This window comes from Shewanella xiamenensis, from assembly GCF_024971755.1.
Lineage (GTDB): Bacteria > Pseudomonadota > Gammaproteobacteria > Enterobacterales > Shewanellaceae > Shewanella > Shewanella xiamenensis.
Genome location: NZ_CP079718.1, coordinates 2733613 through 2759941, shown reverse-complemented (window position 1 = coordinate 2759941; position 26329 = coordinate 2733613). Strand labels below are relative to the sequence as shown.

Below are 26329 nucleotides of genomic sequence, written 5' to 3'. Positions count from 1 at the left end.
CGTCAAGCGATCTGGCTTAACTGATCAGTTATTGATTAGATTCGCTAAATAAATCAGCCACATCTTGTTCAGTAATCGCTTCGTCGTAGAACTTGATTTCATCGATTGCCCCTTTGAAAGGCGTATCCCAGAAGTTGACCCCGACCGCAAACTTAGTGGTCGGTACTGAGAAGACGTCCGGGAAGTTAGCGCCGGTAAACTTCAATTCACCATTGATATAAACCTTCACATCGCCGCCATTCACTGTGTACGCCAGGTGCGTCCATTGGGATTTTGGCATCACAAAACCGGTTCGACCGTCGTACCACGCTGTGCCTGACCATAATACCATGCGCTCATAATCATTTTGACCGCCAGGTAAGACGCTGGTCCAGCTAGAATCGGTCGCATAACCAAACAAGGCTGTAGTGTACTTATTCAGCTGCTCAGGATTGAGCCACATCGACACTGAGTAGGTGTAGTCTTTGATAAGGTTATTCGGCAATACAATACCAGAGGCACCATCAAAGACCGCCGCCTTGCCTACCGCGCCGTCCATATAGCTGATTTTACCGCCTTCGACACCAATCAGGTTACCCACTAAAGTGCCCGCACCGAAGTTAGCGGTACTGTCGTTAAGATTATCTTCGAAACTGTAAACCGCTACAGGTGTTGGTGGATTCTTAGCTTTTACGGTTGCGGTGAAGACTTTGGTTTGAGTCGCATTACCCAGTTTTAAGGTGGCCGTTAAGGTGACCACCTTGTCTTCTTCACCACGTGCAGGTTGCGTTACGCTACCATGGGTATCAATAGTCGTTGGATCCGAAGATACCCAAGAAATCGCCGCAGCATAAGGACCCGTTACTGGCAGTTCGATATTTTTACGCACCGCCGATAAGTCGCCTAGCTCCAGAATGGCCGTTGCTGAGGACAAGAGTTCACTGTCGGCTAACTTGTCGATATCGAGGGCTTTGACTTCTTCAGCCGTTAATGCCGCTTCATAGACTTTGAGTTCATCAATGAGGCCGTTGTATGGCAGATCCCAGTAGTTAACGCCAAGACCGAAAACGCCCTGTGCGCCCGTAAAGTAGTTCGCAAGGTTACCGCGGCTAAAGCGCTCAACCCCGTTGATAAAGACTTTAACTAGCCCTTTATTGACGGAGAACGCCAGATGCGACCACGTGTTTTCAGCGATGCGCTCGCCGGTTACACCATCAAACCAACTTTCAACCGCGGCACTGCCGCTGGTATCAATATTGTGACTCCAGAACATGGTATTACCGTCCCAACCCTGTGGCAGCATGCTGACCCAAGTATTGGAGAACTTGCTACCATCTTCAGCGGTTTGCTCGTTAACTGCGCCGAAGAATGCCGTGGTAAACCCTGTAATAACCGCAGGACTTGCCCAAAAAGACACTGTGTACTCGTAGCTGGAGATAATGCCCGATGGTAGTAACACCCCATGGGTACCATCGAGTGACAGGGCTTGTCCTTCAAAGCCTGTGGCGTAGCCAATGGCATCGCCCGCTTTGAAGATCCTATCGCCAGTGGGTTGGCCATCACTAAATAAGCCCAAGGAGTCCTTGAGGTTATTCTCAAAGCTATACTGGGCAATACGGTTATAGGTTTTATGGGCAAATACGGTGATTTTGAAGGTTTTAGTCACCTTCTTACCATTGACCATAATTGTCGCGGTTAAGGTCACGACCTTATCGCCCTCGCCCACGTTGGGTCTGATAATGGTGCCATCGGCACGGATCACTGACTCGTCGCTCGATTGCCACTCGATAGTTGCCCCACGGGTACCTTGTGTCGGTAAGGCGAGCGTGCCTTCGGTGACTTCGGTCGGCAGGCTAATGCCGTTTGCCGATGCCGATAAAATTTCCTCAGTGGTTTTATTGGTGAGCTTCACGCCCCAAATACTCGCCCCATCATTAGAAATGGCGCTAAAGGTAGGCATGAGTTTGTTTTGTTCAGGATCCCATTGCCAGGCGAGTACGCCTTCAAATGTGCCTAAATTGTCTAGCGTTAAGCTGATTTTATTGTCATCACCCTGTTGGTAAGTACCAGTCACATCGCCAGATACAGTGCCTTTATTGGTCCAAGTACGGGATAACTTCACATGGACTGATTTATGTGCCGCAGTATTAATATTTTTTGCGTGATTAATGAATTGATAATCACCAGTGACATCGATTTCATCGACAATGTTATCGCCGTTGATCGGTGCATAACGCTGTGGTGAGGCAACTAACCAACCATCGCTGTTGAGAAATAGCTCATGCACGCGCACGCTGTGACCTTCGTCGGTATCGGGGAAGCGCGTATGGAATACTAAGAAGTATTTGCCCGTTTGTGCATCATAAAAAGCTGAGTTGTGGCCGGGTGACAGATAACCGTGATCATGACCCACATCGCCTGGGTGGGCCACAAATTGGAAACCGCCCATCAGTTTGACGCCATAGTCGGCGATATTGCCTGCGGCCGTTGCGCCAATCATGTCGAGCCCAGCTGCATCTACATAGGGACCGTTAGGATTTTTAGATCGAGAAATACGAATGTTGTAACCGTCTTTTTGGGCAAAACCACCAAAGGAGGTAAACATATAATAGTATTCGGATTCAGGGCTATAGATAACATAAGACCCTTCAATCGCACTGTAATTGCCCCCCATGATCTTAGTGCCATAGCCCTGATCCGCTAACGGTTTACCCGTTGCTGGATCTAACTGCATCACCCAGATCCCGCCGGAATAGGAACCATAGGTCATCCACAGACCGCCATCTTTATCGTAAAACACGGCTGGATCGATAGCATTAGGGTCGACATTGCCATCGTAAATTTGACCGTTTGCGCCTGGGTTTTCAGCACCCTCATGACCTGATTTCAGTAGTAAACCTTTGTTTACATAAGGACCTAAAATATTGTCCGAGGTGGCCATCCCCAAATAGGAGCGCGATACGCAATCAATCTTATCGGGGCCGCCACAGAAGTCGTAATAGAAATGGTACTTACCGTCGGCAAGCTTTATCACATCCGGCGCCCACGAACCGACAAAGCCGCCCGTCCATGCCGTGCCTTCAGCGATTTCTGACGCATAGGTATTAAACAAGCTGCTCGTGGCGGCACCATCCGAGGCAATTTGTGTCCAGTTCATTAAATCAGTAGAGCTGGCCACCGCTAGGTGGGAGCCAAAAACATAGTAAGTACCATCAGTATCTTTAATGATCGATGGATCATGGACCACTGCATTTTTATAGCTCACCTCACCTGCTATTGTCGGATCCGCCGAAGTCACTGGAGCGGGAGGTGTAAAGGTATTTGTGTCGTTAGCACTATAGCTGCTGTCGTCCCCACCACAGGCGGCAAGTGCCATGATCAAGCTTGCTGACACGAATGAGCGTTTAAGCACCATGAGCGTCGTTCCTTTTATTGTTGTGTTGGATAGTTAGAGGTTAATCGTGTATCAATGCATCACATATTGGTAATACAATACTACTGTAACACTAAAATTACATTAGCACTCTGACGAAAGAAGTAAATATCTTGTGAAAGAGATTTATGATTTTTTGCAAAAAATGAGGCATTAAAGCTAAATATACAATGCGATTTATATTGATTTTGCCGCATACTCACCAATTTACCTACCGTCAAACTGTAAACTATCTCTCTGTTTTGTTTTAAAAATTCAATTTTTTCCTTGTCCATAATTCATTCTAAGAAATGCACTCTCTCTTTATTATCAAAATGAAATAGCAATGTTGACAGGTTAATAGTCATACAATATTATTTTAACACTTTGATAAGATCTTAATTGAGCACTTGAAGCATCATCAGATGCCATGGTGCAAAGTACGCTACAAAATTCTAAATTTTCAGGGACACTGTGGGGATGTCCGTGACTCTGAAGTGGAATAAAAAAGACCGGGACGTCAGATGGTGTCTTAGGCTACCGGGTCAAATAATAAACTACCGGAGATTAACTAGATGTTTAAACAGACTTATTTGGCAAGTGCGATTCTGCTTGCTCTTGCTAGTCAAGCGACGTATGCAGCAGAAGTTGAAGCGACTCAATCGCCTCAGGCGGAAGAAACGGCACAGCCCTCTTCTAGCGGTAAAGCGCAAAATAACGAAGAGATGGAGATCATTCAGGTTCAGGGGATCCGCGGTAGTTTAAATAAGGCGGTAGAACTCAAACGTCAAAATATTCAAGTTGTTGATGCCATCATTGCCGAAGATATTGGCAAATTCCCAGATAATAACGTCGTTGAAGCCTTACAACGGGTAACGGGTGTTCAAGTCACCGACCGCGCCTCTGGTGAAGCCAATACTGTAAGCATTCGGGGTTTAACGGATGTGACAACCACAGTGAATGGCCGCCAAATCTTCACCGCCGCAGGCCGTGAAGTGGCAATTGCAGACGTACCAGCGGCATTACTCGGCAGTGTTGAAGTCTTTAAAACACGCTCCTCTTCTCAAGTCGCCAGTGGTATCGCAGGCCAAATTGACATTCGTACCCATAGACCTTTTGATTTTCAAGAAGAAAAAATTTCGGTAGCAGCCAAAGGGATTTACTCTGATCAGCCTGACACTATCGATCCCAATTTCAGTGCTTTAATTAGCGACCGCTGGGATACCAGCATCGGTGAAGTCGGTGCATTAGTTAACGTTTCTTATATTCGTACCAATTACAACGATCAAGTTGTCGCTCCTGGTGCGTCCTTGCCCTATTACGCAGAAACGGGTACACAAATCCCTGATATTTATTGGACCCGCGGTTTAGCTCATGGTCTTGATACATCTGAAGGAGCCTTGATCAACGGTCAAGAATATCTGCTCATGCGTGATGCTGTGTTTCAAAATATGAATAACGGTGAACGTGAGCGTCCAGCACTAAATTTCTCATTGCAATGGGCACCAACTGACACTTCCGAGTACCTTTTTGAAGCATTCTATAACGGTTATCGCAATGATAACTTCAACTCTATGCTCTTTAGCAATGTTGATTCCTCGGCTAATTGGCAGCAAGTGATCAAAGATGGTATCGAAGTTTATGATGGTACCAACGTGGTAAAATCGCGAACTGCATATAACGTTGGCGGCTTTAGCAGTTCAGATCATAGCCACAACGAAACAGATAGTTACGTATTTGCCTTAGGAGGTAAGTGGGACTTTGACAATTTGATCTTAAAGTCTGAAGTTGTCTATCAAACCAGTACCTATGAATCACAATTTCTGGCGATGCGTGGTGTAAGCGCGAATAGCACTCAAACTTTCTACGGCGTTGATGTTGACTATAACGACAAAAGTGGTGGTGTCCCTAGCTGGGTTTATTTAGATAACCCTGACACTGCTATTAATGAATCTGATTTAACGCAATTATCCTTGTGGCAAACTGCAAACGTATACGATAGCGGTGCCAAAGACGAGGGGGATTCAGTTACTTGGACACTCGATGGTGACTATTACCTCGACTACGGTATCTTCACTAAGATGAAGTTTGGTGTACGCGCTGAGCAACGTGGTGCAAAACACGGATTGTACGATGCAGGCTCACTAAACACTAATGTTCTATTTAGTGATCTTGACCCGAACATGTTTACCGTAACTACTGACTTCTTTGATGGCCGTGGAAATGTACCAACTAGCTGGGCTATCGCTAACGGTAACTATCTGTATGCTAATCGTTCTGCTATTGAAACGATGTACGGTGCAGATGAACAAGCTCTTGCTATGTATACTAACTATGACATCACTGAAAAATCATACGCTGCGTATATCCAAAGTGATTTTGAAACTGAGTTATGGGGTAAGCAAGTCGATGGTCAAATCGGCCTACGTTACGAGAAAGCCGATGCGGATATGGATTTTTGGGAACGCAAAAAATATGCTACTGAGGATGTCGTTGATGACATTCGATATTATCTCGTGCATGACACCGATACCAATGGAAGTGCGGAGTTATTACCAAGCTTAATGGTACGCTTCTGGTTAACGGATGAACTGGTTGCACGTTTTGCCTACACTGAAACGATTCGTCGCCCCGCCTTTGGTGATTTAACCACTGCGATTTCCTATACAGAAGACTTAACAAAGCTTGGATTCGGTCAAGCTTCAAGTGGTAACTCTAAGTTAGAACCAACTACTTCACAAAACTATGATTTCTCATTGGAATATTACTTTGGTGAGGGATCTTCTATTTTCGGTACTTATTTCCGTCGTGATATTGAAGGTTTTGTATTTAACTCAGTATCGACTATCACTCGTGAAGTTGATGGTGAAACAAAAAAATATCTTTTAAGCCGACCAGAAAACTCTTCGAATGGAAAACTAAGTGGTTATGAACTTGGTGCGGTGTATTTCCCTGAAAATATGCCTAGTTACCTAGATGGTTTAGGTACTCAAGTGAGTGCAACCTTCTTAGATTCTAGCCAAGACATCCCAGAGTTTGATAGTGAAAGTGGTGAGCAAATTGCAACTACAACACGAGATTTATTTGGTGTATCAGATACCTCAATGAGTGCTGTATTGATTTATGATAAAGACGTTTATAGTGCTCGCCTCTCTTACACCTGGCGTGACAAATTCTTATCTGCTTATGACGCAGGTAGCTTCGCAATGCCTCGTGGCATTTATCGTAAGCCGGAGCAATCGCTTGACTTCCAATTTAGCTATAACGTAACAGATGAATTTGTACTAACCTTCGATGCGACAAATATTCTTGATGATATCTATCAAGAATACTATGAAGACTCAGTACTCTATAACCGCACGAATAGTATCTACACCCGAACGTTTGCCCTCGGTGCGCGTTACTCCTTCTAATTGACCACTGTTGTTTAAACCGAAAAAGCTAATCCTGTGATTAGCTTTTTCTTTTTATATCAGATAAATGGCAAGATTTTTACTCGATCTTTCTAATGCTTATCCATCAAATTGCTTTTGTCTGAGCCCAAGCTTTGCTAGTTTATATTTCTTTTCTTCCTTGAATATTGGCTATGCACACCGCTTGGTTCGATTTTAATCTGATCCCTATCGATATATTCACGCTGTTAACCTTAGCCTCGGCATTTACTGCATTTTTTACCGCCTGTTTTGGTATTGGCGGAGGTGTGATGTTATTGGGCGTGATGGCGCAAGTGCTTCCGCCTCAAGTGATTATTCCCCTCCACGGCGTAGTGCAATTGGGCTCTAACTTAGGACGAGCCCTATTGGGATGGCAACATATTCAATGGCGAATTATCAGGGTATTCTTACCGGGGGCGCTCGTTGGTGCCACGCTGGGCAGCTTAGTGTTAGTGGCGATCCCCCCTACGGTGATGTATCTCACCATTGCCCTATTTATTTTGTACTCCTGTTGGGGCCCCAAAATACCTCGTGTAGTACTGGGTACTATGGGCATGTTAATTGCGAGTGGGATAACAACCTTTATCTCATTATTCGTTGGGGCAACTGGCCCTTTGGTTGCGGCGTTTATCAAGCAGTTAGAGATTGATCGATTTCGTACCGTAGCCACCTTTGCAATGATTATGTCCTTACAACATGGGGTGAAAATTATCGTTTTTGAGGGTGTTGATATCCCCATACTCCCATGGTGGCCACTGTTCGTTTGTATGATTATCAGTGGCGGTATTGGAACATGGCTAGGCTTTAAGATGCTTACTCGAGTAACGGACAAACATTTCAATTTAGCTTTTGATTTGATTCTCACGCTACTGGCAATACGACTGTTATGGCAGGCCATGACTGGATAAAAAGAGCCGGGATAAAAAAGAGCAGTAATTGCATACACAACTACTGCTCTGGTGCCGAGCAAACAAGGCTCAACCAAGATGCCGTTAAGCGACCTCAACTTAAACGACATTACAAGCACGCGTTTAGCCACCGCCGTGGTGATGCTCAGTTATTTAGAGGGATGAATTATTTCACCTCTCTAAAATAGAACTGTTGTGAAATGGTGTTTTTCCACACGTCTTCCACTATGTTATCGCCATTGGCATAGGATCCATTGGCCACTTTCATGGACGAACCGCCCTTGCGAGACACTAGCCTTAATGAGCCATTTGGCATCAACTCGCTGCGGAACTCGCTGTCGATTGCATTACACGCCCCTAGCTCCAGATTACCTTCGTTGGTCACAAGGCATTGTTGCGCCTTGTTGTTTGAACGTTGGATGGATTGCAGACGGTAAAATCCATCCGTTGTCGGCATTGCTTGCCACTGCTGACAGGCATCGCCGGTGTATTCAAACTGAGCTACATTGGCATTAGGTTTAAGCTGACATTGTTCGGCACTGACCACTCGGCCGCTATGGGCGTTGACTATGGCAAATGTTGAGACAGGTTCAATCCGCCAATCGGTGCATTCACTGACACGGTTTTCGCCCGCAATCACGTCGGCACCGGCCTTTTTACTGCAATTTTTCGCCTGTAAATTACCGATGGAGTGATCGTTTGCAAAGCGGAACCAGCCTTCACGAGTGGAATCCACCGACCAACGCTGACAACGGGAGGCGACCCAAGGCGCCGTATTCAGTGCCGTTGAAGACTCATCTTGGCACTGAGCCTGAGTTAAAAAGGTTCCCTGCCCCACATTGGCAAAGCGATATAGGCCATCGTTACTCGGATCAATTACCCATTGACTGTTGTCATCGTCGCACTTGCCGACACTGACCTGGCCTTTGGCATTGGTCACTAGGCATTGACCGACCTCACGGCTTACGATGCGGTATTTCACGCCTTCCACTTGAGTGGTTATCGGGCCAAACTCGCCACTTGGGACAGGCAATTGCTTTTTATCCGCCATCGGTTCGCCAAATTTAGGCAAGCCTTTGTTATCCCATGTAAAGGGGTGAGCACGTGCCGCACGGGTGCCACTACAGCCGTCGGAGGCCGAGGAGTTGCCATGGTATATAAGCCAATCTTCTTTCCCATCGGGTGACTTGAAGAAACCATGATGCCCGGGGCCATAGACGCCATTGGCTTTGCTAAAGAAAGGTTTGTCGTACTTGGTCCATGCGGCGGGATCCATGGGGTCGTCACCGGTGAGTTCGACCACGGCTAAGGAATAATCCTCAGTATTACAAAAGCTTGCCGAGTGAACTAAAAAGGTTCTGCCCTCATGCTGAATGATCTCTGGGCCTTCATTGACGTTTAAGCCTGATTTTTCCCAGTCGTGAATAGGTGCGGTAATCACCTTATGTTCGCCCTCGACGGTCCAAGGGTTGCTCATCTTGGCAATCAAGTTCACTTGATCTTGGCCGTGCCATTCGGACCAGAGAAAATATAACTGGCCTTTATACTCCAAATAGCTGCCGTCGATATTCCAGTGATCGGGCATTGGCGTGCCCTTAAACTTGTATGGCCCCATGGGGTCACTGCCTTCACTCTCGAGGATATGGTTACGCTGGCCATCGAAGTTTTCTGCCACGCCCGAGGTGTAAATCACATACCAACGTAGTCCCTGCTCAGTTTGCAGAGGGTGGAATTCGAATGCCCAAAAGTTACAGCAGTTCGACTTATCGGTGCCGCTCCAAATATTATGGGCCGGCGCATCGGCAAGCCCAGCTATGGTGGGCGATTTACGCATCACCAGCTCAGAGGTCCACGTGGTGGTGGTGAGATAATAGTTACCATTGTGGTATTCGAGCCAAGGATCGGCACCGTTACGAAATAACGGATTGGCGAAAGTGGCTGCGGTAATGCGGTTTTCATCCGCGCCCTTCGCACTCTCTGCTGCATGTTGGTCAACCGCTCCCAAGCTGGTGAAGCCAAGTCCCATCGCAAGGGAGATGGCGACCATTACTTTATTGATAGAATGAGTCATTATTATTTTCCTTCGGGTGCAACTAATACGCTCTGGTATTGATTGAGCACCTTAGGATCGACCACGGGCCAACCTTGGCGCCAGCTCAGTTCCGCCATCTTGAGTTTTTGTAAGCCATTATCGGCGGATTCATAGGCATGAAAGACTAAGTAATCTTTACCATCGAAGTTATAAACACTGTTATGGCCCAATCCAGGCCAGTCCTTAGTGCCATGCAGTAATACTGAGCCACCGCCCTGTGCCATGTCTTTGCCCTCTTTATCGAGGTAAGGCCCAGTCACCGTTTTGGCTCGGCCCACGGCTAAGTGATAGGTGCTGTCATCCCCACGGCAGCAAAGGCCATAGGAGACAAAAAGGTAGTAATAGTCATCTTTTTTATAGATAAAAGGCGCTTCGATTTGTGCAGGACCCGGTTCGGTTTCACCAAGCAATGCCGGGCGTTCTAACTTGGCTAGCGTGTGCCACTCCTCTGGTTTGGCAATGGAAATAAAGTCTGGGTTGAGTTTGACCAGTTTTAACCCTTGCCAGAAGGAGCCAAAGCTCATCCAAGGCGTGCCCTTTTCATCGACAATAATATTGGGATCAATCGCGTTCCATGCATCACGATTTGGCACAGATTGAATAACGATCCCCTTATCTGCCCACTGATAGTCCTTTGAGTTTTTGTCGAGGGTTTTATTGACTGTCACACCAATGGCCGAGGTGTTTTTACCAAAGGCTGATACTGAGTAATACAGATAGAACAAGCCGTTATGCTCGATAATATCCGGCGCCCATAAATGGCCGTTAAACCCAGATGCCACCTTACTCGCCCAGCTAGGTTCGGTCTCAAATACTCGACCCGCCAGCGTCCAATGGATTTTATCTTTTGAGGAATAATAGGTAATGCCAGGGCCAGTGCTAAAGAGATAATACTGTCCGGCCTCTTTCGCCATCACAGGATCATGAATACTCACCTGCTTGGCACTTACTTGGCCTAGAGTTGCCAATATGCCCAGCAGCGCACAATTGAGCATCTTAAGGTGACTTTTTAGGGCTGTTTTCGGTGTGATTCTTATGGCTGGCATTAATTCTCCTTATTACCTCATCCTATTTAATAAAATAGCTATTATGCTATTGTATGATGAATTAAGTTATCATACTATCGGACAAGGAAGTAACAATCAAATGCAAAAAAATTAACAGGAGAAAATGTGTTAACATTGCGGATGCGGTAAATCGCAAAATAACACAATAACTCACTGTTTATAATAAATATAATAAGGATTTCTGATGAGTTCTCATAAATTGTCAGTCATTGAAAAGATCGGTTACGGCTCCGGGGACATGGCCGTTAACGTGGTGATTTCGTCAATGATGTTAATTATTACCTTCTTTTATACCGATATTTTTGGGTTAAAGCCCGCCGATGTCGGGATTTTGTTCCTGCTGGTCCGTCTTATAGATGCCATTACCGATCCTTTAATGGGCATTATTAACGATAAAGTGACGACCCGCTGGGGAAGATATCGCCCCTACTTCCTGTTTATGGCGATTCCCTTTGGTATTTCGGTCTTCTTAACCTTCTCAACCCCGGATTGGGATTACAATGCCAAACTTATCTGGGCCTACTCGACCTATATTCTGGTCACTATCATCTTTACCACAGTGACTATTCCATATATTTCGATTATCAGTGTGATCACCGACGATCCGAAAGAGCGTTTATCCGCCAACGGTTATCGTTTGTTCTTCGCCAAAATTGCCGCCTTTTTAGTGACCATTATCGTGCCTATGTTAGCGTCGTCTTGGGGCGGTGAGAACATTGCTGCGGGTTATCAAAAAGCCATGGGCGTGATGGCATTAATGGCAACACTGTTGTTTTTATTTTGCTTTTTCACGACCACAGAACGCGTGGCTTATAAGGTTGAAACTAAGCCTGTCGCCATGCAACTGCGATTATTGTTTAAAAACGATCAATGGCTAGTGTTAACCGCGATTTGTGTGATTGGCACCATTGGCTATGTGATCCGCGGTTCGGTAGCTGCCTACTACGCCACCTACTACTTGGGCGGCGATGCCAAAATGCTCTCAGCATTTCTATCGACCGGTGTGGGCGCAGCGATTCTGGCCATGGTGGCTTCGACTTGGATCACTAAGCGTTACTGCAAACTTAAACTCTTCCGTTACAGCCAAATCGCGGTTGGGATCTTAAGCGTCATTATGTTCTTTGCCGTGCAACCGGGGGACATAGTGCTGGCCTTCGTACTTTACTTTGCGATTTCATTTGTGGTGGATTTACATGCGCCTGTCTTCTGGTCGGTGATTTCCGAGTCGGTGGATTATGGCACAGTCAAAACGGGCCACAGGGTCTCTGGCCTTGCTTTTGGCGGGATCTCATTCGCCCAAAAAGCGGGTATGGGCGCAGCGGGCTTTGTGGTGGGTATGTTGTTGACCTATTTCAACTATCAACCCGGTGCAACCCAAAGCGAATTTGCGCTGACCGGCATTTCGTTAATGCTGACGGTGATCCCTGGCGCATTCCACGCGCTGATGGGCTTACTGATGTTCAAATACAAGATTTCTGACCGCGTTTATGAAGAAATCAAACAGGCTTTACCCGAGCAGGCAAATTTTAACCAAACGGATGCCAACCTGACGTCTAAGGCTCTAGCCTCTAGCACAGAAGCCTCTGAAACCGTAACGCCTAAGACTGCTGCGCCCCAAGTATCGGCGTAATCTATCTGCGATAACACCATAAGCCCCTATCCAGGGGCTTTTTTATCACACCGTATGACATTTGCGTTATATCGATTACTGCGAACGTGCACTCTACAACCATATCCTCTCGTCCTAGCATCCGCAAACTGGCGGCCTAGTGTATTTTACGCCGATGCGCCCCGACCATTACCACGTCTATTCATCGGCGCAGGAAAGTATGTGATGTTGTGTCGGTTCTGGCATCGAAAATCATGCTAAATCCGCCGTGAGTCCATAAGTCAGCTGCAATTTACCACTGGGAAAGCCCGCACAAATCAAGCGAGCCCAATCCACGCTAATCCCCTTCTTTCGCCTGCATGACAGCCGCTATACCTTGTATTTTAGCCAGAGCGCCCCCGATGAATGGCAGCAGAAACAGCAAGCGTTAGCTCAAAAAGCCCAGATGGAAGCCAAGCTGATGGCGCAAACCTTAGATAGTGTGCAGCCCGGTGAGCTGCAACCTGAGTCGGATCATTTCTTTAAGGCATCTAAGAGTGAAGCGGGCCTTAACGGTAATCGCCATTGGCGCCATGCCCAGGATTGGTTTAGCTATCAACTCGATGCCAAAGGTGAACCGCAACCCGTATTGCGCTTAACTTACTTTGGTTTGGATGCAGGGCGACGTTTCGACATTTTGATCAACGATAAACGCCTTGCCGAAGTCACTCTGCCTGCCGATAAGGGGCCAACATTTTATAACGTCGACTACCCTATTCCCGCCGATATGCTTTTGGATAGCACTGTGCTCTTCAGGGTGAAGTTTGTGGCAAAACCGGGCTCGATTGCCGGCGGTTTATATGAGGTGCGCCTACTAAAAAGTGAGCCAAGCTCGACTCAGTAAGCGAGTATCCCGAGCGCATATAGGTACTTGGGCTTAAAACATTGATTCAGATAAGGGAAAGTGAAACGCTTTCCCTTGTTTTTATCCCCTTACCCAGAGTTTCTACGCTTGGCACTATCTAATGTTTGCTGGTGGCCCTATGCGACTCGCCGTAAATAACAGCCACTATCCTTCAATATTTCAGTCAATATTGAGTGGAATATCGTCGGTTATAGACGAAATAAGCAAGTTGTGTTGAAAATTTTTGCAGGTAAAATTCAACGCCATTGCTGATAAAAATCAGTAATCATCTCTTTATCGTTGCAACTTTGAACAAAATAATCGATATCAGCATCGCTTTGATCGCCAAACCAGACGGAGAACAATATTGCCTGCGGGTTTAGCGGGCGCATGGCTTTAACCTCATTGAGCGCCCTGACTAATATGGCGTACAAGGCTTTGAGGTAAGCATCGTATGCCTCTTCGGACTCGAGTGCCTCAGCGTCCTCTTGCAGCAATTGCAGTTTGTCGTTAATCGCCTCAAAAATATCTTCATTTTCATTGTGATGTGGAGAGTCGCAGGCCGACCAGCGCTGTGTTTGCTTAAGCTGTGCGAGGGATTTATGCCGAAAACGATGATCGTTTTGATATTGCTCTGCGACGGCCGTCAGGCCTTCCTCGGTGAAAAGGGTGACGCCTAAATATTCCACTAAGGGCGTGCTATACAAGCAAAAACCATAGAGGGTCTGCGCCGGATATTCTGACAGCCACCAATCGTAATATTTCGCAAGTGCCTGGGTGAGTTCTTGAGCAAACTCATCCATTCTTGCTTCAATATTTGCACTAAGTTTGTCCTTGTTTATCGCCATTTCCCTACTCCTCGAACTTGGCAAAATCATCATCACTGATATTCACTTCCACACGCAGGCAGTACTTCTGCTCACCATCTGAATGCTCGGGCGGCAATATAACATCAATAGGTTCAAAGGTTGAATCGGTTAAGTGATTGAAATAGCGAGCGGAATAGCTTGTTGTGCGTGCGAGCCTAAAAATCGCGTTTTACCTAAGCAATAGCGCTTAAGTCAGGCATAAAAAAGCGGGGCTGCTGTAGCATGCCCCGCGGTCATCACATCATTTGTGGTGGCAAATCAATTAGTAGAGATTGAACAAGGGGCGTCCGCTCTCATCAAATGACACCGCTAACGTCCGCGCATGGCGATTGGGATCATAGAGTGGATCTTTAATGATTTGCGCTAAAGGACGGGTATCTGTCTTTGGCACCACGCTAGGATCGCCCACCGCATGTTCATAATCACGGGCATGGTAAATACAGATGGGCGTCACGCCATCTTCTGCCACGGTGAAACTGTTATGACCAGGGCCGAAGATTTGCTTGTCGACATCAGTGCACAGCACTGGCTGGCGGGTTTTCTTCCAGGAGTTACGATCGAGCAGATCAGCATGCTCATCGGCTTCCATATAACCCATGCAATAACAAGCACCTGTCGCGCTGGCTGAGAAAGTAATAAAGATTTTTCCCTGGTGTTTAAGCACTGCAGGCCCTTCGTTAACCCAAAAATCGACGCGTTCCCAATCGTAATCTGGAGTGGTGAGCATAAATTGCGCCGTCTTTAACTTGATGGGCGATGCCATTTCCGCAAGATACAGGTTGGATGCCGCAAATTGTCCACCGGTTTTCTCCGCCCAGCAGAAGTAGCGCTTACCATTGTTTTCGAAAATGGTCGCATCTAAGGAAAAGTCGATAAAGGACTTATTATCACCCTCGGCCGCCTGCATCATGCCAAGTTCAATCCATTCATCATTTAATGGATCTTGTCCTAGACACTCAAGCACGTAGGGGCGTAATGCCCAAATATTTTCCTCTTCGCTGGCCGCAAAGTAGATGTACCATTTGCCGTCGAGATAATGGATCTCGGGCGCCCATACGTGGCGGCTCATTGGGCCGCTTTGGTGTTTAAACCAGATATCGAAGGTTTGGGCGTCTTTCAAGCCGTCTAAGGTCTTGGATTTACGCAGTTCAATCCGATCGTAGGTCGGAACAGAACCTGTAAAGTAGTAATAACCGTCGCTATGTAGGTACACAAAGGGATCGGCGCGCTGCTCGACTAGGGGGTTGTTTGTTGCTCTTATCATGGAAAACCTGTCTATTTCGATTACTTAAGTGTGCTATTCGTGTCTGTTAAATGCATTCCGCTTATTCGCGGGATTGCGTGTCTTGCTGATTAAAGGTTTGGCTATCGCTGTGCTGATTATCAAATACTGGGAAACCGTCCGCCGACCAGCGAATGGCACGGTAGTAAGTGTGCCGATTGCCGTCGGTCAATGGTGTCCCCTGCAGCTCAAGGTAATTACGAGCATGGTAAAACATCAGCTCGGTTTTACCATCCTCTGCCAGCACAAAACTATTATGGCCAGGACCAAAACGATTCAAGCTAGGCTCAGTGGTAAAGATTGGACTTGGCGATTTATGCCAACTCTTGGGATCGAGTAAATCGGCATTTTCATCGGCCCATAACAGCCCCATGGCATAACGGTCATCCGTAGCACTGGCGGAATAGGTCACGAAGACTTTACCGTTTTTAACCAACACAGCAGCGCCCTCGTTGACTTTAAAGCCTAAACGTTCCCAATCCAATAAGGGCTCGCTGATAATGGTTTCGTTATCAGAGAGTTGAGTCGGTGATAGCATTTTGGCAATCACTAAACCAGTGTTGTAACGCTTGGCCTTATCCTGCTGCGCCCAAATAAAATAACGCTCGCCCTTCAGGCTAAAGCTGGTCGCATCGAGGGAAAAGGCATCCTGCGCCGACTGTAATTTACCTAGCTCTTGCCATTGGCCCGTCATCGGCGAGTCACCCTCAAGGCCTAAGACAAACATGCGGTTATGAAAACGCACATCCTTATTGCTGGCCGCAAAATAGATATACCAGCGACCATCGATTTTGTGCAGCTCTGGCGCCCAAATATCGATACTCATGGGGCCAGTTTCATGCTTGCGCCACAGGGTTTTAGGCGTTGCTTGGCGTAAACCATCTATGGTTTTGGCGTGGCGAAGTTCGATGCGGTCAAACTCAGGCACAGAGGCAATAAAGTAGTAACTGCCGTCATCATCGCGGATCACCCAAGGATCCGCCCTTCTCTCGATAAAGGGCGCCTTCGCATCGAGGGCTTGCGCCGTGGCGCTGTGGGATTGTGCGCGGCTAATCTCAAGCACAGGCACGGCTTGCGCTAATGGCAGTGCCAATGCGGCGAGTAAGCCACAGGTCAAAGGCAAGCGCCGAAAGACCGACAGGTTAGGTTGACGATTATCCATGTTGTTTTTTGCGTCCATTCAAGAGTTTCTGTAATAGGATGAAAAAGAACAATAAGAGTCCGATAACAATCTTGGTCCACCAACTGCTTAAGCTGCCATCGAAGGTGATATAAGTTTGGATCACCCCCATCAAAATCACTCCAAGTACAGTGCCGAGCACAAATCCACTGCCGCCCGTCAGTAACGTGCCGCCAATGACCACGGCCGCAATGGCATCCAGTTCGACGCCAATGGCGCCAAGCGCATAGCCAGAGAAGGTGTAAAAGGTAAAGACAATGCCCGCCAGCGTTGCCAGAAAGCTACTGATGGCGTAAATACTGATAGTGGTTTTAGCGATGGAAATCCCCATTAGTTCAGCAGAATGTTGATTGCCACCAATGGCATACACATTGGTGCCGAAACGGCTGTAATGCATCACAATGGCGATAATCACAAAAAACAGAATAAAGATCAGTGAGCTTAAATCGAGCGCAGCATTGCCTGGTAGTGCAATGCTTATCTCGGCCACCGCATCGTAAAATGGATGGTCAATGGCAATCGACTCTTCACTGAGCGTCGTCGCTAAGCCCCGCGCAAGGAACATGCCCGCAAGCGTCACGATAAAAGGCTGCAACTTATACACATGGATAATGCTGCCCATGAGTGCGCCAAACAGCGTGCCAAGGGGCAAGATAACCGTAAAGGCCAACAATGGATGCCACTGGTACTCAGTGATCAATAAACTGCTGACAACCCCACTTAAGGCGATGACGGCGCCAACTGAAAGATCAATGCCCCCGGAGATAATCACTAAGGTCATGCCTAATGCGGTGATAAGTAAAAAAGCATTATCACGCAACAGGTTGGTGACTACTCGGCCGCTGGCAAAACCGTCAAACTGAAAGGTGCCGACCAGAAACATCGTCAGCAGCAATGAGGCGGTGATCCACAGCGGGATAAAACGTCTTGCTATCATGGTTTTTCTCCTGTCGCTGTGCTGACTTTTGCACTTGTGCCCTTTTCTGCTGGTTTTGCATCCGCTTGGCGCTTGGATTTGAATAGCGCCGACAATTGGCGCCTAAATTTAGCCGATTGCAACAGCAGCACGGTCAGGATAACGATGGCCTTGATCAGCAAGTTAAATTTAGCGGGTAAACCGCTGACGATAATCGTGGTTGCTAAGGTTTGGATGATCAGCGCGCCGACGACCGACAGAATCAAGGAGAAACGCCCGCCCGTGAGTGCAGCGCCGCCAATAACCACTGCTAATATGGCATCGAGCTCAAGCCACAGTCCGGCATTATTCGCATCTGAACCTTGGATATCGGCGGTGCTGATCATGCCGGCCAATGCCGCGCACAGACCCGCAATGGCATAGGCAAACAGTTTGATGGATTTATCGTTGATCCCAAGGTAACGACTCGCCTTGGCATTACAGCCCACCGCTTCGATAAACAGCCCTAAGGCGGTTTTACGTAGCAGTAATTGGCTAAAGATCAGCATCCCAATCACAATCCACACTGGCATCGGCAGGCCTAAAAACTGGCCTACGCCAATAGCGGCAAAGCCTGGGTGCTGGAAGGTGATAATTTGCCCTTGGTTGATAAGCTGAGCAACACCGCGCCCTGCCACCATAAGCAACAAGGTTGCGACAATCGGTTGAATGCCTAAGAAACTCACCAGACCACCATTAATACAACCGGCTAAGAGCCCAACGCTTAAGCCCGCAGCAATGACGATGACTAAGCTTAAATCCGGCACTAACAGTAGATTCGCGCAAACGGCGCCCGCAATCGCCATCACGGCACCAACCGACAGGTCAATACCGCCAGTGGCAATCACGAGACTCATACCAATCGAGAGCAGCGCTACGGGTGCACTGCGATTTAAGATATCAATCAAAGAGCCATAAAGCCTGTCGTCTTGATAGCTGATATTAAAGAAACTGCTATCAATAAACAGATTGGAAAGTAACAGAATACCTAAAGCCAAGACTGGCCAGAGGTATCGACCAATGGAGGTCGACTTGCCCGCTTGGTAACGGGTGTTTTTTTCTTGAACCATGGGTTTGTGGCTTTCCTGCATCCGTGGTTGTCGCTCAGATGAGTTCGACTCAGACGAAAATGATTCGGTCGATAGGGTTTGGACAGAGCTTTTCATTTATCCCTCCGCAATCGCTTGCATTACGTGTTGCGAGGTTAATTCCGCTCCTGAAAGTTCACGTACTGCATATCTGTCGCGTAATACCACGACTTTATTTGAAAAGGCCACGAGCTCATCAAGCTCAGACGATGCAACCAGCAGCGACATGCCTTCATCACACAAGGTTCTGATAAGCTTGACGATTTCGGCGTGGGCGCCAATATCGATGCCGCGGGTCGGCTCATCTAGCACAAGCAAAATGGGCTCGATGGCTAACCAACGCGCGAGGATCACCTTCTGTTGATTACCACCACTCAACTGTTCTATGGGTTTATCTGCGTCCGGTGTTGCAATCTGTAATTTATCGATAAAGAACTGGGCAATTTCCTGCTGCCGAGTATTGGATAGATACCTCCACCACCCGATACGCGCCTGCAGCGCGAGTATGATGTTTTCACGAATCGATAAAGGGCCGATAATGCCGTCAATCTTGCGATCTTCCGGGCACAGGGCGATCCCGGCGCTGATCGCATCCACGGGTTGTGACAGATTAAGTTTCTGCCCAGCTAAATGGATACTGCCGCTATCGACCAAGTCCAGCCCAAATACGGCGTTGCACACTTCGCTGCGCCCAGAGCCTAGCAGCCCCGCAAGTCCAACTGCCTGCCCCTTCGGCACGGTGAGATTCATCGATTGGATTGAACCTTTCACCGACACATCTTTGAGGGACAAGAGTACGGCCTCTGCGCGGGTGACGGTGCGCTCCTTTTCCTGTTTATCAACCAATTGCTCCTGCAGAGAACGCCCGAGCATGGCTTCAATCAACTTAGGTTGTGGCAGTTCTGCCGTCAGATATTCGCCGATAAACTGCCCGTTACGTAACACGGTAATGCGATCGCTTATCTGATAAACCTGATCGAGGAAGTGAGTGATAAAGACAATAGCCACGCCCTTGGCTTTGAGCTGGTTTAAGATCCCAAACAGCACTTGCACTTCTTTGGCATCTAAGCTCGCGGTAGGCTCATCGAGCACTAATACCTTGGCCGACATGGCTACGCCACGGGCGATGGCGATCAGTTGCTGCACCGCGATGGAATAATCTGACAGCGGCGCGCTAACATCGATATCCAGTTTGAACTGGGTTAACACGGCCCGCGCGTCGGCATACATTTTTTTAAAATGGATCAGCCCAAGGCGGCGCGGTTCGTAACCGAGGAACAGGTTTTGTGCCACGGTCAGGTTAGGCACTAAGTTCACCTCTTGATAAACCGTGCTGATCCCCGCCTTTTGCGCGTCCATTGGTGTGTTGAAGTGTTGCGGCTCACCGAGGAAAAGGATGTCGCCCATGTCTTTCGACTGGGCGCCTGTCATCACTTTCACTAGGGTTGATTTACCCGCACCGTTTTCGCCCAATAGGGCGTGAACTTCCCCTGCAAATAACCGTAAGCTCACATCCTCAAGGGCTTTAACGCCCGGATAATGCTTACTGATCTGCTTGAGTTCTAAAATAAGGCTCATAGCGCTATTCCCCAAGAAAGCGTCAATGGGATTATTGCTGGCGGCGCTTTTCGTACTCTGCGGCAGCGGTTTCTTGGGTAAATACATCACCCGTGGTGCTAATAAGCTTGGCTTGATCCTTATTGCCCTTCAGGTACGCATCGATAGCATCAAATGCTGGGCCGCCTAAGTATGGGCTAAGCTCAACCGTGGCATTAACATCGCCATCGGCCATGGCCTTAAAGTAATCGGGAACACCGTCCACGGAGACAATCAGAATATCTTTGCCCGGTTTTAAACCCGCTTCTTTAATGGCTTGCACCGCGCCAAGGGCCATTTCATCGTTATGCGACCACACAGCGCACAGTGGCTGACCGTTTTGCGCCTTGAGGAAACCTTCCATCACTTCTTTACCCTTAGCACGGGTAAATTCGCCGGTTTGGCTACGAACAATCTTGGCATTGGGATAATTGGCAATCACTTGGTTAAAACCGGCGGCGCGATCAATCGCTGCGGTTGCACCTACCGTGCCCTGCAATTCGGCGATATCGCAGTTGCCTTGGGTTTTATCCATTAGCCATTGGCCAATCTTGCGGCCTTCTTCGGTAAAGTCGGAGGCGATACGGGTAAGGAATAAGGAGTCATCATCGACCTTGATATTACGGTCAACAATCACCACAGGAATGTGGGCACGTTTGGCTTCTTTGAGTACGGGTTTCCAGCCCGTTTCTACCACGGGAGCGATAATAATGGCATCCACGCCTTGGGCGATAAAGCTACGCACGGCTTTGATTTGGTTCTCTTGTTTTTGCTGAGCGTCGGCAAATTTTAAATCGATGCCACGCTGTTTGGCTTCGGCCTTGACCGCTTCACTAAAGCTGGTGCGCCAACCACTCTCGGAGCCAACCTGTGAAAAGCCCACCGTGGTGGCGTAGGCACAAGTTGCACTGACAGCCCATAATCCCAATGCAGTAATGATTTTATTATGTTTCATTATTATTCCCTTTATAATTTTAGGTAACAGAGATCCCCTAGCCTGCTGTTAACAGCAGGCTAACTCGTACAAATAAATTTTATTTCGCCTTGATTGAATTAAATATTCTTAAACTTATGTACCGTAATTTGTTGATATTGAGTATTTGCCTCAAGCATGACACTCGGGAAATGGTCAATGTTTACCGCATTCGGATAACCGTGGGTTTCTAAACACAGGCCATGGAATTGATTAATGCTATAACCTTCATCATCAATATGGCTGCCATCGAGAAAGTTACCGCTGTAAAATTGCACGCCGACTTCTGTGGTACTAATTTCGAGTTCTCGGCCAGAAAGCGGATCTTTTAACACCGCAATAGTCTGCAAACTGTTTTTATTGTCTGGATTTCTATCCATAACAAAATAATGATCATAACCATTAGTTAATTGCTTAATATCCGTGGCAATTAGCTTCGGTTGTTTGAAATCGTAAGCGCCATCGTCGACTAAGATTAATTCGCCAGTAGGGATCTGTTCATTATCGAGTGCCAGGAAATGACTGGCTTGAATGGAGAGTTCGTGCCCTAAAATGCCTTGCTGTTTGTTAGAGGCAAGATTCCAGTAAGCATGATTGGTTAAACAGACGGGGGTGGTTTGATCGCAAACGGCTTGATAGTTCAGGGTTAATTCATTGTTTTCATTGAGGCGATACTCGAGCTTAATCGCAAGATTACCCGGAAATCCTTGATCGCCATCGGGGCTGATAATGCTGAAAACCGCCGCCACACTGTCATTGTCCTGCAGCGTCTCAACCTGCCAAGTGCAATGGCTTAATCCTTTAGGTCCGCCGTGAAGTTGATTGTTGCCTTCATTGGCGACTAATTGAATTGTTTTACCTGCTAAGGGGAATTGTGCTTTACCAATGCGATTTGCGACACGGCCGGCGGTAATACCAAAATAATACGGATTAGTCGCCCAATCTTTAATATCTTGATAGCCAAGACTTAATGAAATAGGTTCTTGCGCTTGACCATAAAGTTTGACCGACCAAATACTGGCGCCGTAATTTGACAGAACCACTTCAAGCCCGTGGCTATTGGTGAGCGTGACTAATTGTAATTCATCCGCAAATGCGGCGTGTTGTAGGCTTTTTTTAGTAACAGAGAGTTGCATGGTGAGTGCTTTACCTTTTATTTAAAATAAACTCAGCACTCACCTCATTATTTAATGAACTGAAATTTTATTGTGATATTTAAATCCAACCACCATCGACAATAAAATTCTGTGCGGTGCAGAGTTTGCTATCATCTGCTGCTAAAAATAACGCCATAGCAGCAATATCTTCGGGCATTACATATTCTTTAATACATTGGTTATTTTCGATATGTTTTGCCGTATCTTTATCTACCCAGTGTGTGAGTTGACGTTTTGTCATCACCCAACCCGGCGTTAAGGTATTAATCCGGATTTTATCTTTACCTAAATCGGCTGCTAACCCTCGGGTTAAGCCCATGGCGCCGGCCTTAGATGCGGTGTAACCCGCCATGCCCGCCTGCCGGTTGTGCCAACTCATTGAACCTAAGTTGATCACTGAGCCTCCGCCGAGGCGCTGCATTTGCGGCCTGACCGCTTGTACGGCGAAAAAGTAATGCCGCAAATTGGTGTTTAGGCATTGGTCCCAATATTCTGGGGTCACTTCGTCGATGCTATGGCGTTGATCGCACGCGGCATTGTTAATCAATACTGATATTGGACCTAAATCGTCCTCGACCTGAGTAATCACACGCTTGAGGGCGGCGATATCGACAAGATCGCAGTGATAAAATTTTACGCTGGCCTCTGGTTGAGTCTGCTTAAGGTCTGCGACGAGTTGAGTCGACTCCTCAACTAAAATATCGACAAATGCCACCTTAGCGCCCTGCTCTAAAAAAGCATTAACCAAGCAAGCTCCAATACCCGTTGCGCCACCACTGATAAAAATGGTTTTCCCTTGTAAACTCGGGTATTGATTAGTCAACTTCATAACTCAACCTTTTATTAAAATAATTATCTGGTTTTATTATAAAAGAAAACGAGTTCATATTTAATGGGAATGTGCTGGTATCTCTGCACCTCGACATCCCACGAGAAAATCAAAATCACATCCCTCATCCGCCTGGAGAACATGCTCCTTAAAAAGCGAGAGATAGCCACCATTTACAGGAATGGATTTCACCGTCGCCAGTTTGGCAAGACGAGCCTGTAACTCTTGGTCACTGATCTCCAGCTGTAACGTTCCGGCATAGGTGTCTAGCGCTATTATGTCACCATTTTGAACGGCGGCCAGTGGCCCAAGGGCTTGAGCTTCTGGGGCAACATGCAGCACAACTGTGCCAAAGGCGGTGCCACTCATGCGTGCATCAGAAATCCTAACCATGTCCTTAATTCCTTTTTTCAACAACTTAGGTGGCAGTCCCATGTTGCCGACCTCAGCCATGCCCGGATATCCCTTCGGGCCACAGTTTTTAAGCACCATAATGCTGTTTTCATCGATATCCAATTCAGGATCGCCGATGCGGGCGTTGTAATCGTCGAAGCTTTCAAACACCACGGCTTTACCGCGGTGTTGCATCAGGTGTGCGCTGGCGGCTGAAGTTTTGATCACAGCGCCTCGGGGCGCGAGATTGCCGCGCAGTACTCGAATGCCACCATTTTCAACCAAGGGATTTTCAAGTGACATGATCACCTCTTGGTTATAACAAGGCGCCTCTTTGACATTGTCCCAGAGGCTAGCTGCATTGACTGTAAGCGTGTTTTTGCTCAGTAAATCATGTTCAAACAGCTGCCTTAATACTGCTGGCAGGCCACCTGCGTAGTAAAAGTCTTCCATTAAGTACTGACCCGAAGGCTTAAGATTCACTATGGTCGGTACTGTGTAACCATGGCGCCAGTCATCGAGTGACAGCTCAACCCCTATCCTGCTGGCAATCGCCTTTAAATGGATAACTGCGTTGGTTGAACCACCAATGGCGGCATTGACTTTGATGGCATTGATAAAAGCATCACGGCTTAAAATTTTACTTAAGGTCAAATCCTCTTTGACCATCTCCACAATTCGCATTCCCGACATATGCGCCAATACTTGGCGGCGAGAATCCACCGCAGGAATGGCTGCATTGTGTGGCAAACTCACCCCAAGGGTTTCAACCATACAGGCCATGGTCGATGCCGTGCCCATAGTGTTACAGGTGCCCGTTGAGCGTGACATATCCGCTTCGGCATTCATAAATGCGGAGAGACTGATGTTGCCCGCTTTATATTCTTGATGCAGTTCCCACACGAGTGTGCCCGAACCGACATCCTTGCCCTTATGCTTACCATTGAGCATGGGACCACCGGTAACAACAATTGTCGGTAAATCACAACTGGCCGCACCCATTAATAAAGCCGGGGTCGTTTTATCGCAGCCCACTAACAGCACAACACCGTCGATGGGGTTGCCACGAATGGCTTCTTCCGTGTCCATGGCAGCAAGATTACGGGTAAGCATGGCGCTTGGACGCAAGTTAGACTCGCCATTCGAAAACACGGGGAACTCCACTGGAATGCCACCCGCTTCCCGAATGCCATTCTTTACTCTTTGCGCCAATTCCCGTAGATGACCATTACAGGGCGTCAATTCTGACCAGGTATTGCAAATACCAATCACAGGCTTATTTTGAAAGTGATGCTCGGGTATGCCTTGGTTTTTCATCCAACTGCGATACATAAAGCCATTTTTGTCATCACTACCAAACCAACTAGCCGAACGAAGTGTTTTCGGTTTTTTATTATTCATATGACACCTTCGTCTTCCAAGGCACATGTCCTGCCCGACATATTCAATTAGCCGCGTTACAGTCGACTATCAGAGAGTTGGTGCACCTTTATGCCCTGAGTTAACAATTTGTACTTTAATATTGCTAGCACGTAAAAGTATTGGTATTACTATAATACTAAAATATCAAAAAACAATAGAGGAAGTATGAAAAAGGCATTTTCTAGTATTTGTGTGAGTGCTTGTTTGGCATTGATCACCACGGCCAGTACAGCGGCAATTGCTGCTAACCCTTTGTTTACGGATGTATTTACCGCCGATCCTGCCGCTATAGTGCACCAAGATACTGTCTATCTTTATACTGGCCATGATGTTGCAAAGGACAATCGTACCTTCTTTGAAATGCATGACTGGCTGGTTTTTAGCTCTAAGGATATGCACAACTGGACGGCCCACGGTAGCAAGTTATCGGTGAAGGATTTCAGCTGGGCAAAAGGAGATGCATGGGCCAGCCATGTGATCGAAAAAGAAGGTAAGTTTTACTGGTATGTCACGGCAAGACACAACAAAATCAATGGTTTTGCTATTGGTGTCGCGGTTGCCGATAGTCCACTCGGCCCCTTCAAGGATGCCCGCGGCAACGCCCTTATCACTAATGATATGACCACAGATACCGAGATTGATTGGGATGATATCGATCCTGCTGTCTTTATCGATGATGACAAGCAAGCCTATCTGTTTTGGGGCAACACTAAGCCAAGATTTGCCAAGTTAAAAGCCAACATGATTGAACTCGATGGCCCAATTCACTCGATTGATATTCCAAACTTTACCGAAGCACTCTGGGTACATAAAAAAGATAAAACCTATTATCTTTCATACGCTTCAGGCTTCCCTGAAAAAATTGCCTATGCGACCAGTGATAGCATTCAGGGGCCGTGGAAGTACCAAGGTATCTTAAATGAAGTGGCGGGTAACTCGCCGACAAACCATCAAGCAATCATTGAATTTAAAGGTAAATCCTACTTTATCTACCATACGGGCGCATCTCAGGATGGCGGCGGCGAATTTAGACGTTCAGTCGCGATTGACCCGCTATATTACAATGCCGATGGCACCATAAAGCGCATTCATATGACAAGCGAAGGCATCAACGAGCCGCAGTAATCCTATTTTTTACTCGCTCTAAAGTAAAAAAGGTGAACCTAAGTTCACCTTTTTTTATTGATAATCATGGCTAAAA

The 26329-nt window shown here is 47.2% G+C and carries 18 protein-coding genes; 5 read left to right on the top strand and 13 right to left on the bottom strand.

Annotation, left to right across the window (positions count from 1 at the left end):
• Nucleotides 1–28 precede the first annotated feature (28 nt).
• On the bottom strand, nucleotides 29–3394 hold the full coding sequence (locus tag KXJ80_RS13340; RefSeq protein WP_259474448.1) for a LamG-like jellyroll fold domain-containing protein: 3366 nt from the start codon (nucleotides 3392–3394) through the stop codon (nucleotides 29–31).
• Nucleotides 3395–3966: 572 nt separating this feature from the next.
• Here KXJ80_RS13340 and KXJ80_RS13335 point away from each other — a divergent pair.
• Together KXJ80_RS13335 and KXJ80_RS13330 are read left to right on the top strand one after the other, a co-directional pair.
• Nucleotides 3967–6804 (top strand): TonB-dependent receptor, encoded by a 2838-nt coding sequence (locus KXJ80_RS13335; RefSeq protein ID WP_144374652.1) that lies wholly within the window; start codon nucleotides 3967–3969, stop codon nucleotides 6802–6804.
• Between the two features lie 173 nt (nucleotides 6805–6977).
• Nucleotides 6978–7733 carry a sulfite exporter TauE/SafE family protein gene (locus KXJ80_RS13330; protein WP_203433643.1) on the top strand — a complete coding sequence of 252 codons (756 nt, stop codon included), beginning with the start codon at nucleotides 6978–6980 and terminating at the stop codon, nucleotides 7731–7733.
• Nucleotides 7734–7899: 166 nt separating this feature from the next.
• On the opposite strand, the gene KXJ80_RS13325 is transcribed toward KXJ80_RS13330, so the two are convergent.
• Together KXJ80_RS13325 and KXJ80_RS13320 are read right to left on the bottom strand one after the other, a co-directional pair.
• Nucleotides 7900–9804 carry a family 43 glycosylhydrolase gene (locus KXJ80_RS13325; protein ID WP_218738462.1) on the bottom strand — a complete coding sequence of 635 codons (1905 nt, stop codon included), beginning with the start codon at nucleotides 9802–9804 and terminating at the stop codon, nucleotides 7900–7902.
• A gap of 2 nt (nucleotides 9805–9806) precedes the next feature.
• Nucleotides 9807–10871, bottom strand: a complete 1065-nt coding sequence (locus KXJ80_RS13320) for an arabinan endo-1,5-alpha-L-arabinosidase (protein ID WP_218738463.1) — start codon at nucleotides 10869–10871, stop codon at nucleotides 9807–9809.
• Between the two features lie 205 nt (nucleotides 10872–11076).
• Here KXJ80_RS13320 and KXJ80_RS13315 point away from each other — a divergent pair, with 205 nt between their 5' ends.
• Nucleotides 11077–12522 carry an MFS transporter gene (locus KXJ80_RS13315; protein ID WP_218738464.1) on the top strand — a complete coding sequence of 482 codons (1446 nt, stop codon included), beginning with the start codon at nucleotides 11077–11079 and terminating at the stop codon, nucleotides 12520–12522.
• Nucleotides 12523–12877: 355 nt separating this feature from the next.
• Nucleotides 12878–13384 (top strand): DUF6805 domain-containing protein, encoded by a 507-nt coding sequence (locus tag KXJ80_RS13310; RefSeq protein ID WP_256931099.1) that lies wholly within the window; start codon nucleotides 12878–12880, stop codon nucleotides 13382–13384.
• 257 nt (nucleotides 13385–13641) lie between these two features.
• Here the strand turns inward: KXJ80_RS13310 and KXJ80_RS13305 are convergent, their stop codons facing one another.
• The 10 genes from KXJ80_RS13305 to KXJ80_RS13260 all read right to left on the bottom strand — a co-directional run bounded on the left by KXJ80_RS13305 (nucleotide 13642) and on the right by KXJ80_RS13260 (nucleotide 25107).
• Nucleotides 13642–14232: a DUF4303 domain-containing protein gene (locus tag KXJ80_RS13305; protein WP_259474447.1), complete on the bottom strand. Its 591-nt coding sequence runs from the start codon at nucleotides 14230–14232 to the stop codon at nucleotides 13642–13644.
• 283 nt (nucleotides 14233–14515) lie between these two features.
• Nucleotides 14516–15517, bottom strand: coding sequence for a family 43 glycosylhydrolase (locus KXJ80_RS13300; RefSeq protein WP_218738466.1), 1002 nt, complete (start codon nucleotides 15515–15517; stop codon nucleotides 14516–14518).
• Between the two features lie 61 nt (nucleotides 15518–15578).
• Nucleotides 15579–16715 carry a glycoside hydrolase family 43 protein gene (locus tag KXJ80_RS13295; protein WP_218738467.1) on the bottom strand — a complete coding sequence of 379 codons (1137 nt, stop codon included), beginning with the start codon at nucleotides 16713–16715 and terminating at the stop codon, nucleotides 15579–15581.
• Nucleotides 16690–17652, bottom strand: a complete 963-nt coding sequence (yjfF, locus tag KXJ80_RS13290; RefSeq protein WP_140907327.1) for a galactofuranose ABC transporter, permease protein YjfF — start codon at nucleotides 17650–17652, stop codon at nucleotides 16690–16692. Before yjfF ends, KXJ80_RS13295 begins: the two co-directional genes overlap by 26 nt.
• Nucleotides 17649–18836, bottom strand: a complete 1188-nt coding sequence (locus tag KXJ80_RS13285; protein ID WP_259474446.1) for an ABC transporter permease — start codon at nucleotides 18834–18836, stop codon at nucleotides 17649–17651. The genes yjfF and KXJ80_RS13285 overlap by 4 nt, the downstream gene beginning before the upstream one ends.
• The gene (locus tag KXJ80_RS13280) at nucleotides 18837–20336 is read right to left on the bottom strand and encodes a sugar ABC transporter ATP-binding protein (RefSeq protein ID WP_218738469.1); all 1500 of its coding nucleotides are present in this window, start codon (nucleotides 20334–20336) and stop codon (nucleotides 18837–18839) included.
• Nucleotides 20337–20367: 31 nt separating this feature from the next.
• Nucleotides 20368–21309: an ABC transporter substrate-binding protein gene (locus KXJ80_RS13275; protein WP_011622752.1), complete on the bottom strand. Its 942-nt coding sequence runs from the start codon at nucleotides 21307–21309 to the stop codon at nucleotides 20368–20370.
• Nucleotides 21310–21407: 98 nt separating this feature from the next.
• Entirely contained in the window at nucleotides 21408–22463 is a 1056-nt protein-coding gene (locus KXJ80_RS13270; protein WP_218738470.1) for an aldose epimerase family protein, read from the bottom strand.
• A 79-nt stretch (nucleotides 22464–22542) separates the two neighbouring features.
• On the bottom strand, nucleotides 22543–23313 hold the full coding sequence (locus KXJ80_RS13265; protein ID WP_086904278.1) for an SDR family NAD(P)-dependent oxidoreductase: 771 nt from the start codon (nucleotides 23311–23313) through the stop codon (nucleotides 22543–22545).
• A 60-nt stretch (nucleotides 23314–23373) separates the two neighbouring features.
• Nucleotides 23374–25107 (bottom strand): IlvD/Edd family dehydratase, encoded by a 1734-nt coding sequence (locus KXJ80_RS13260; RefSeq protein WP_218738471.1) that lies wholly within the window; start codon nucleotides 25105–25107, stop codon nucleotides 23374–23376.
• A 186-nt stretch (nucleotides 25108–25293) separates the two neighbouring features.
• Here KXJ80_RS13260 and KXJ80_RS13255 point away from each other — a divergent pair, with 186 nt between their 5' ends.
• Nucleotides 25294–26253, top strand: a complete 960-nt coding sequence (locus KXJ80_RS13255) for a glycoside hydrolase family 43 protein (RefSeq protein ID WP_218738472.1) — start codon at nucleotides 25294–25296, stop codon at nucleotides 26251–26253.
• The last annotated feature ends 76 nt before the right edge of the window (nucleotides 26254–26329 follow it).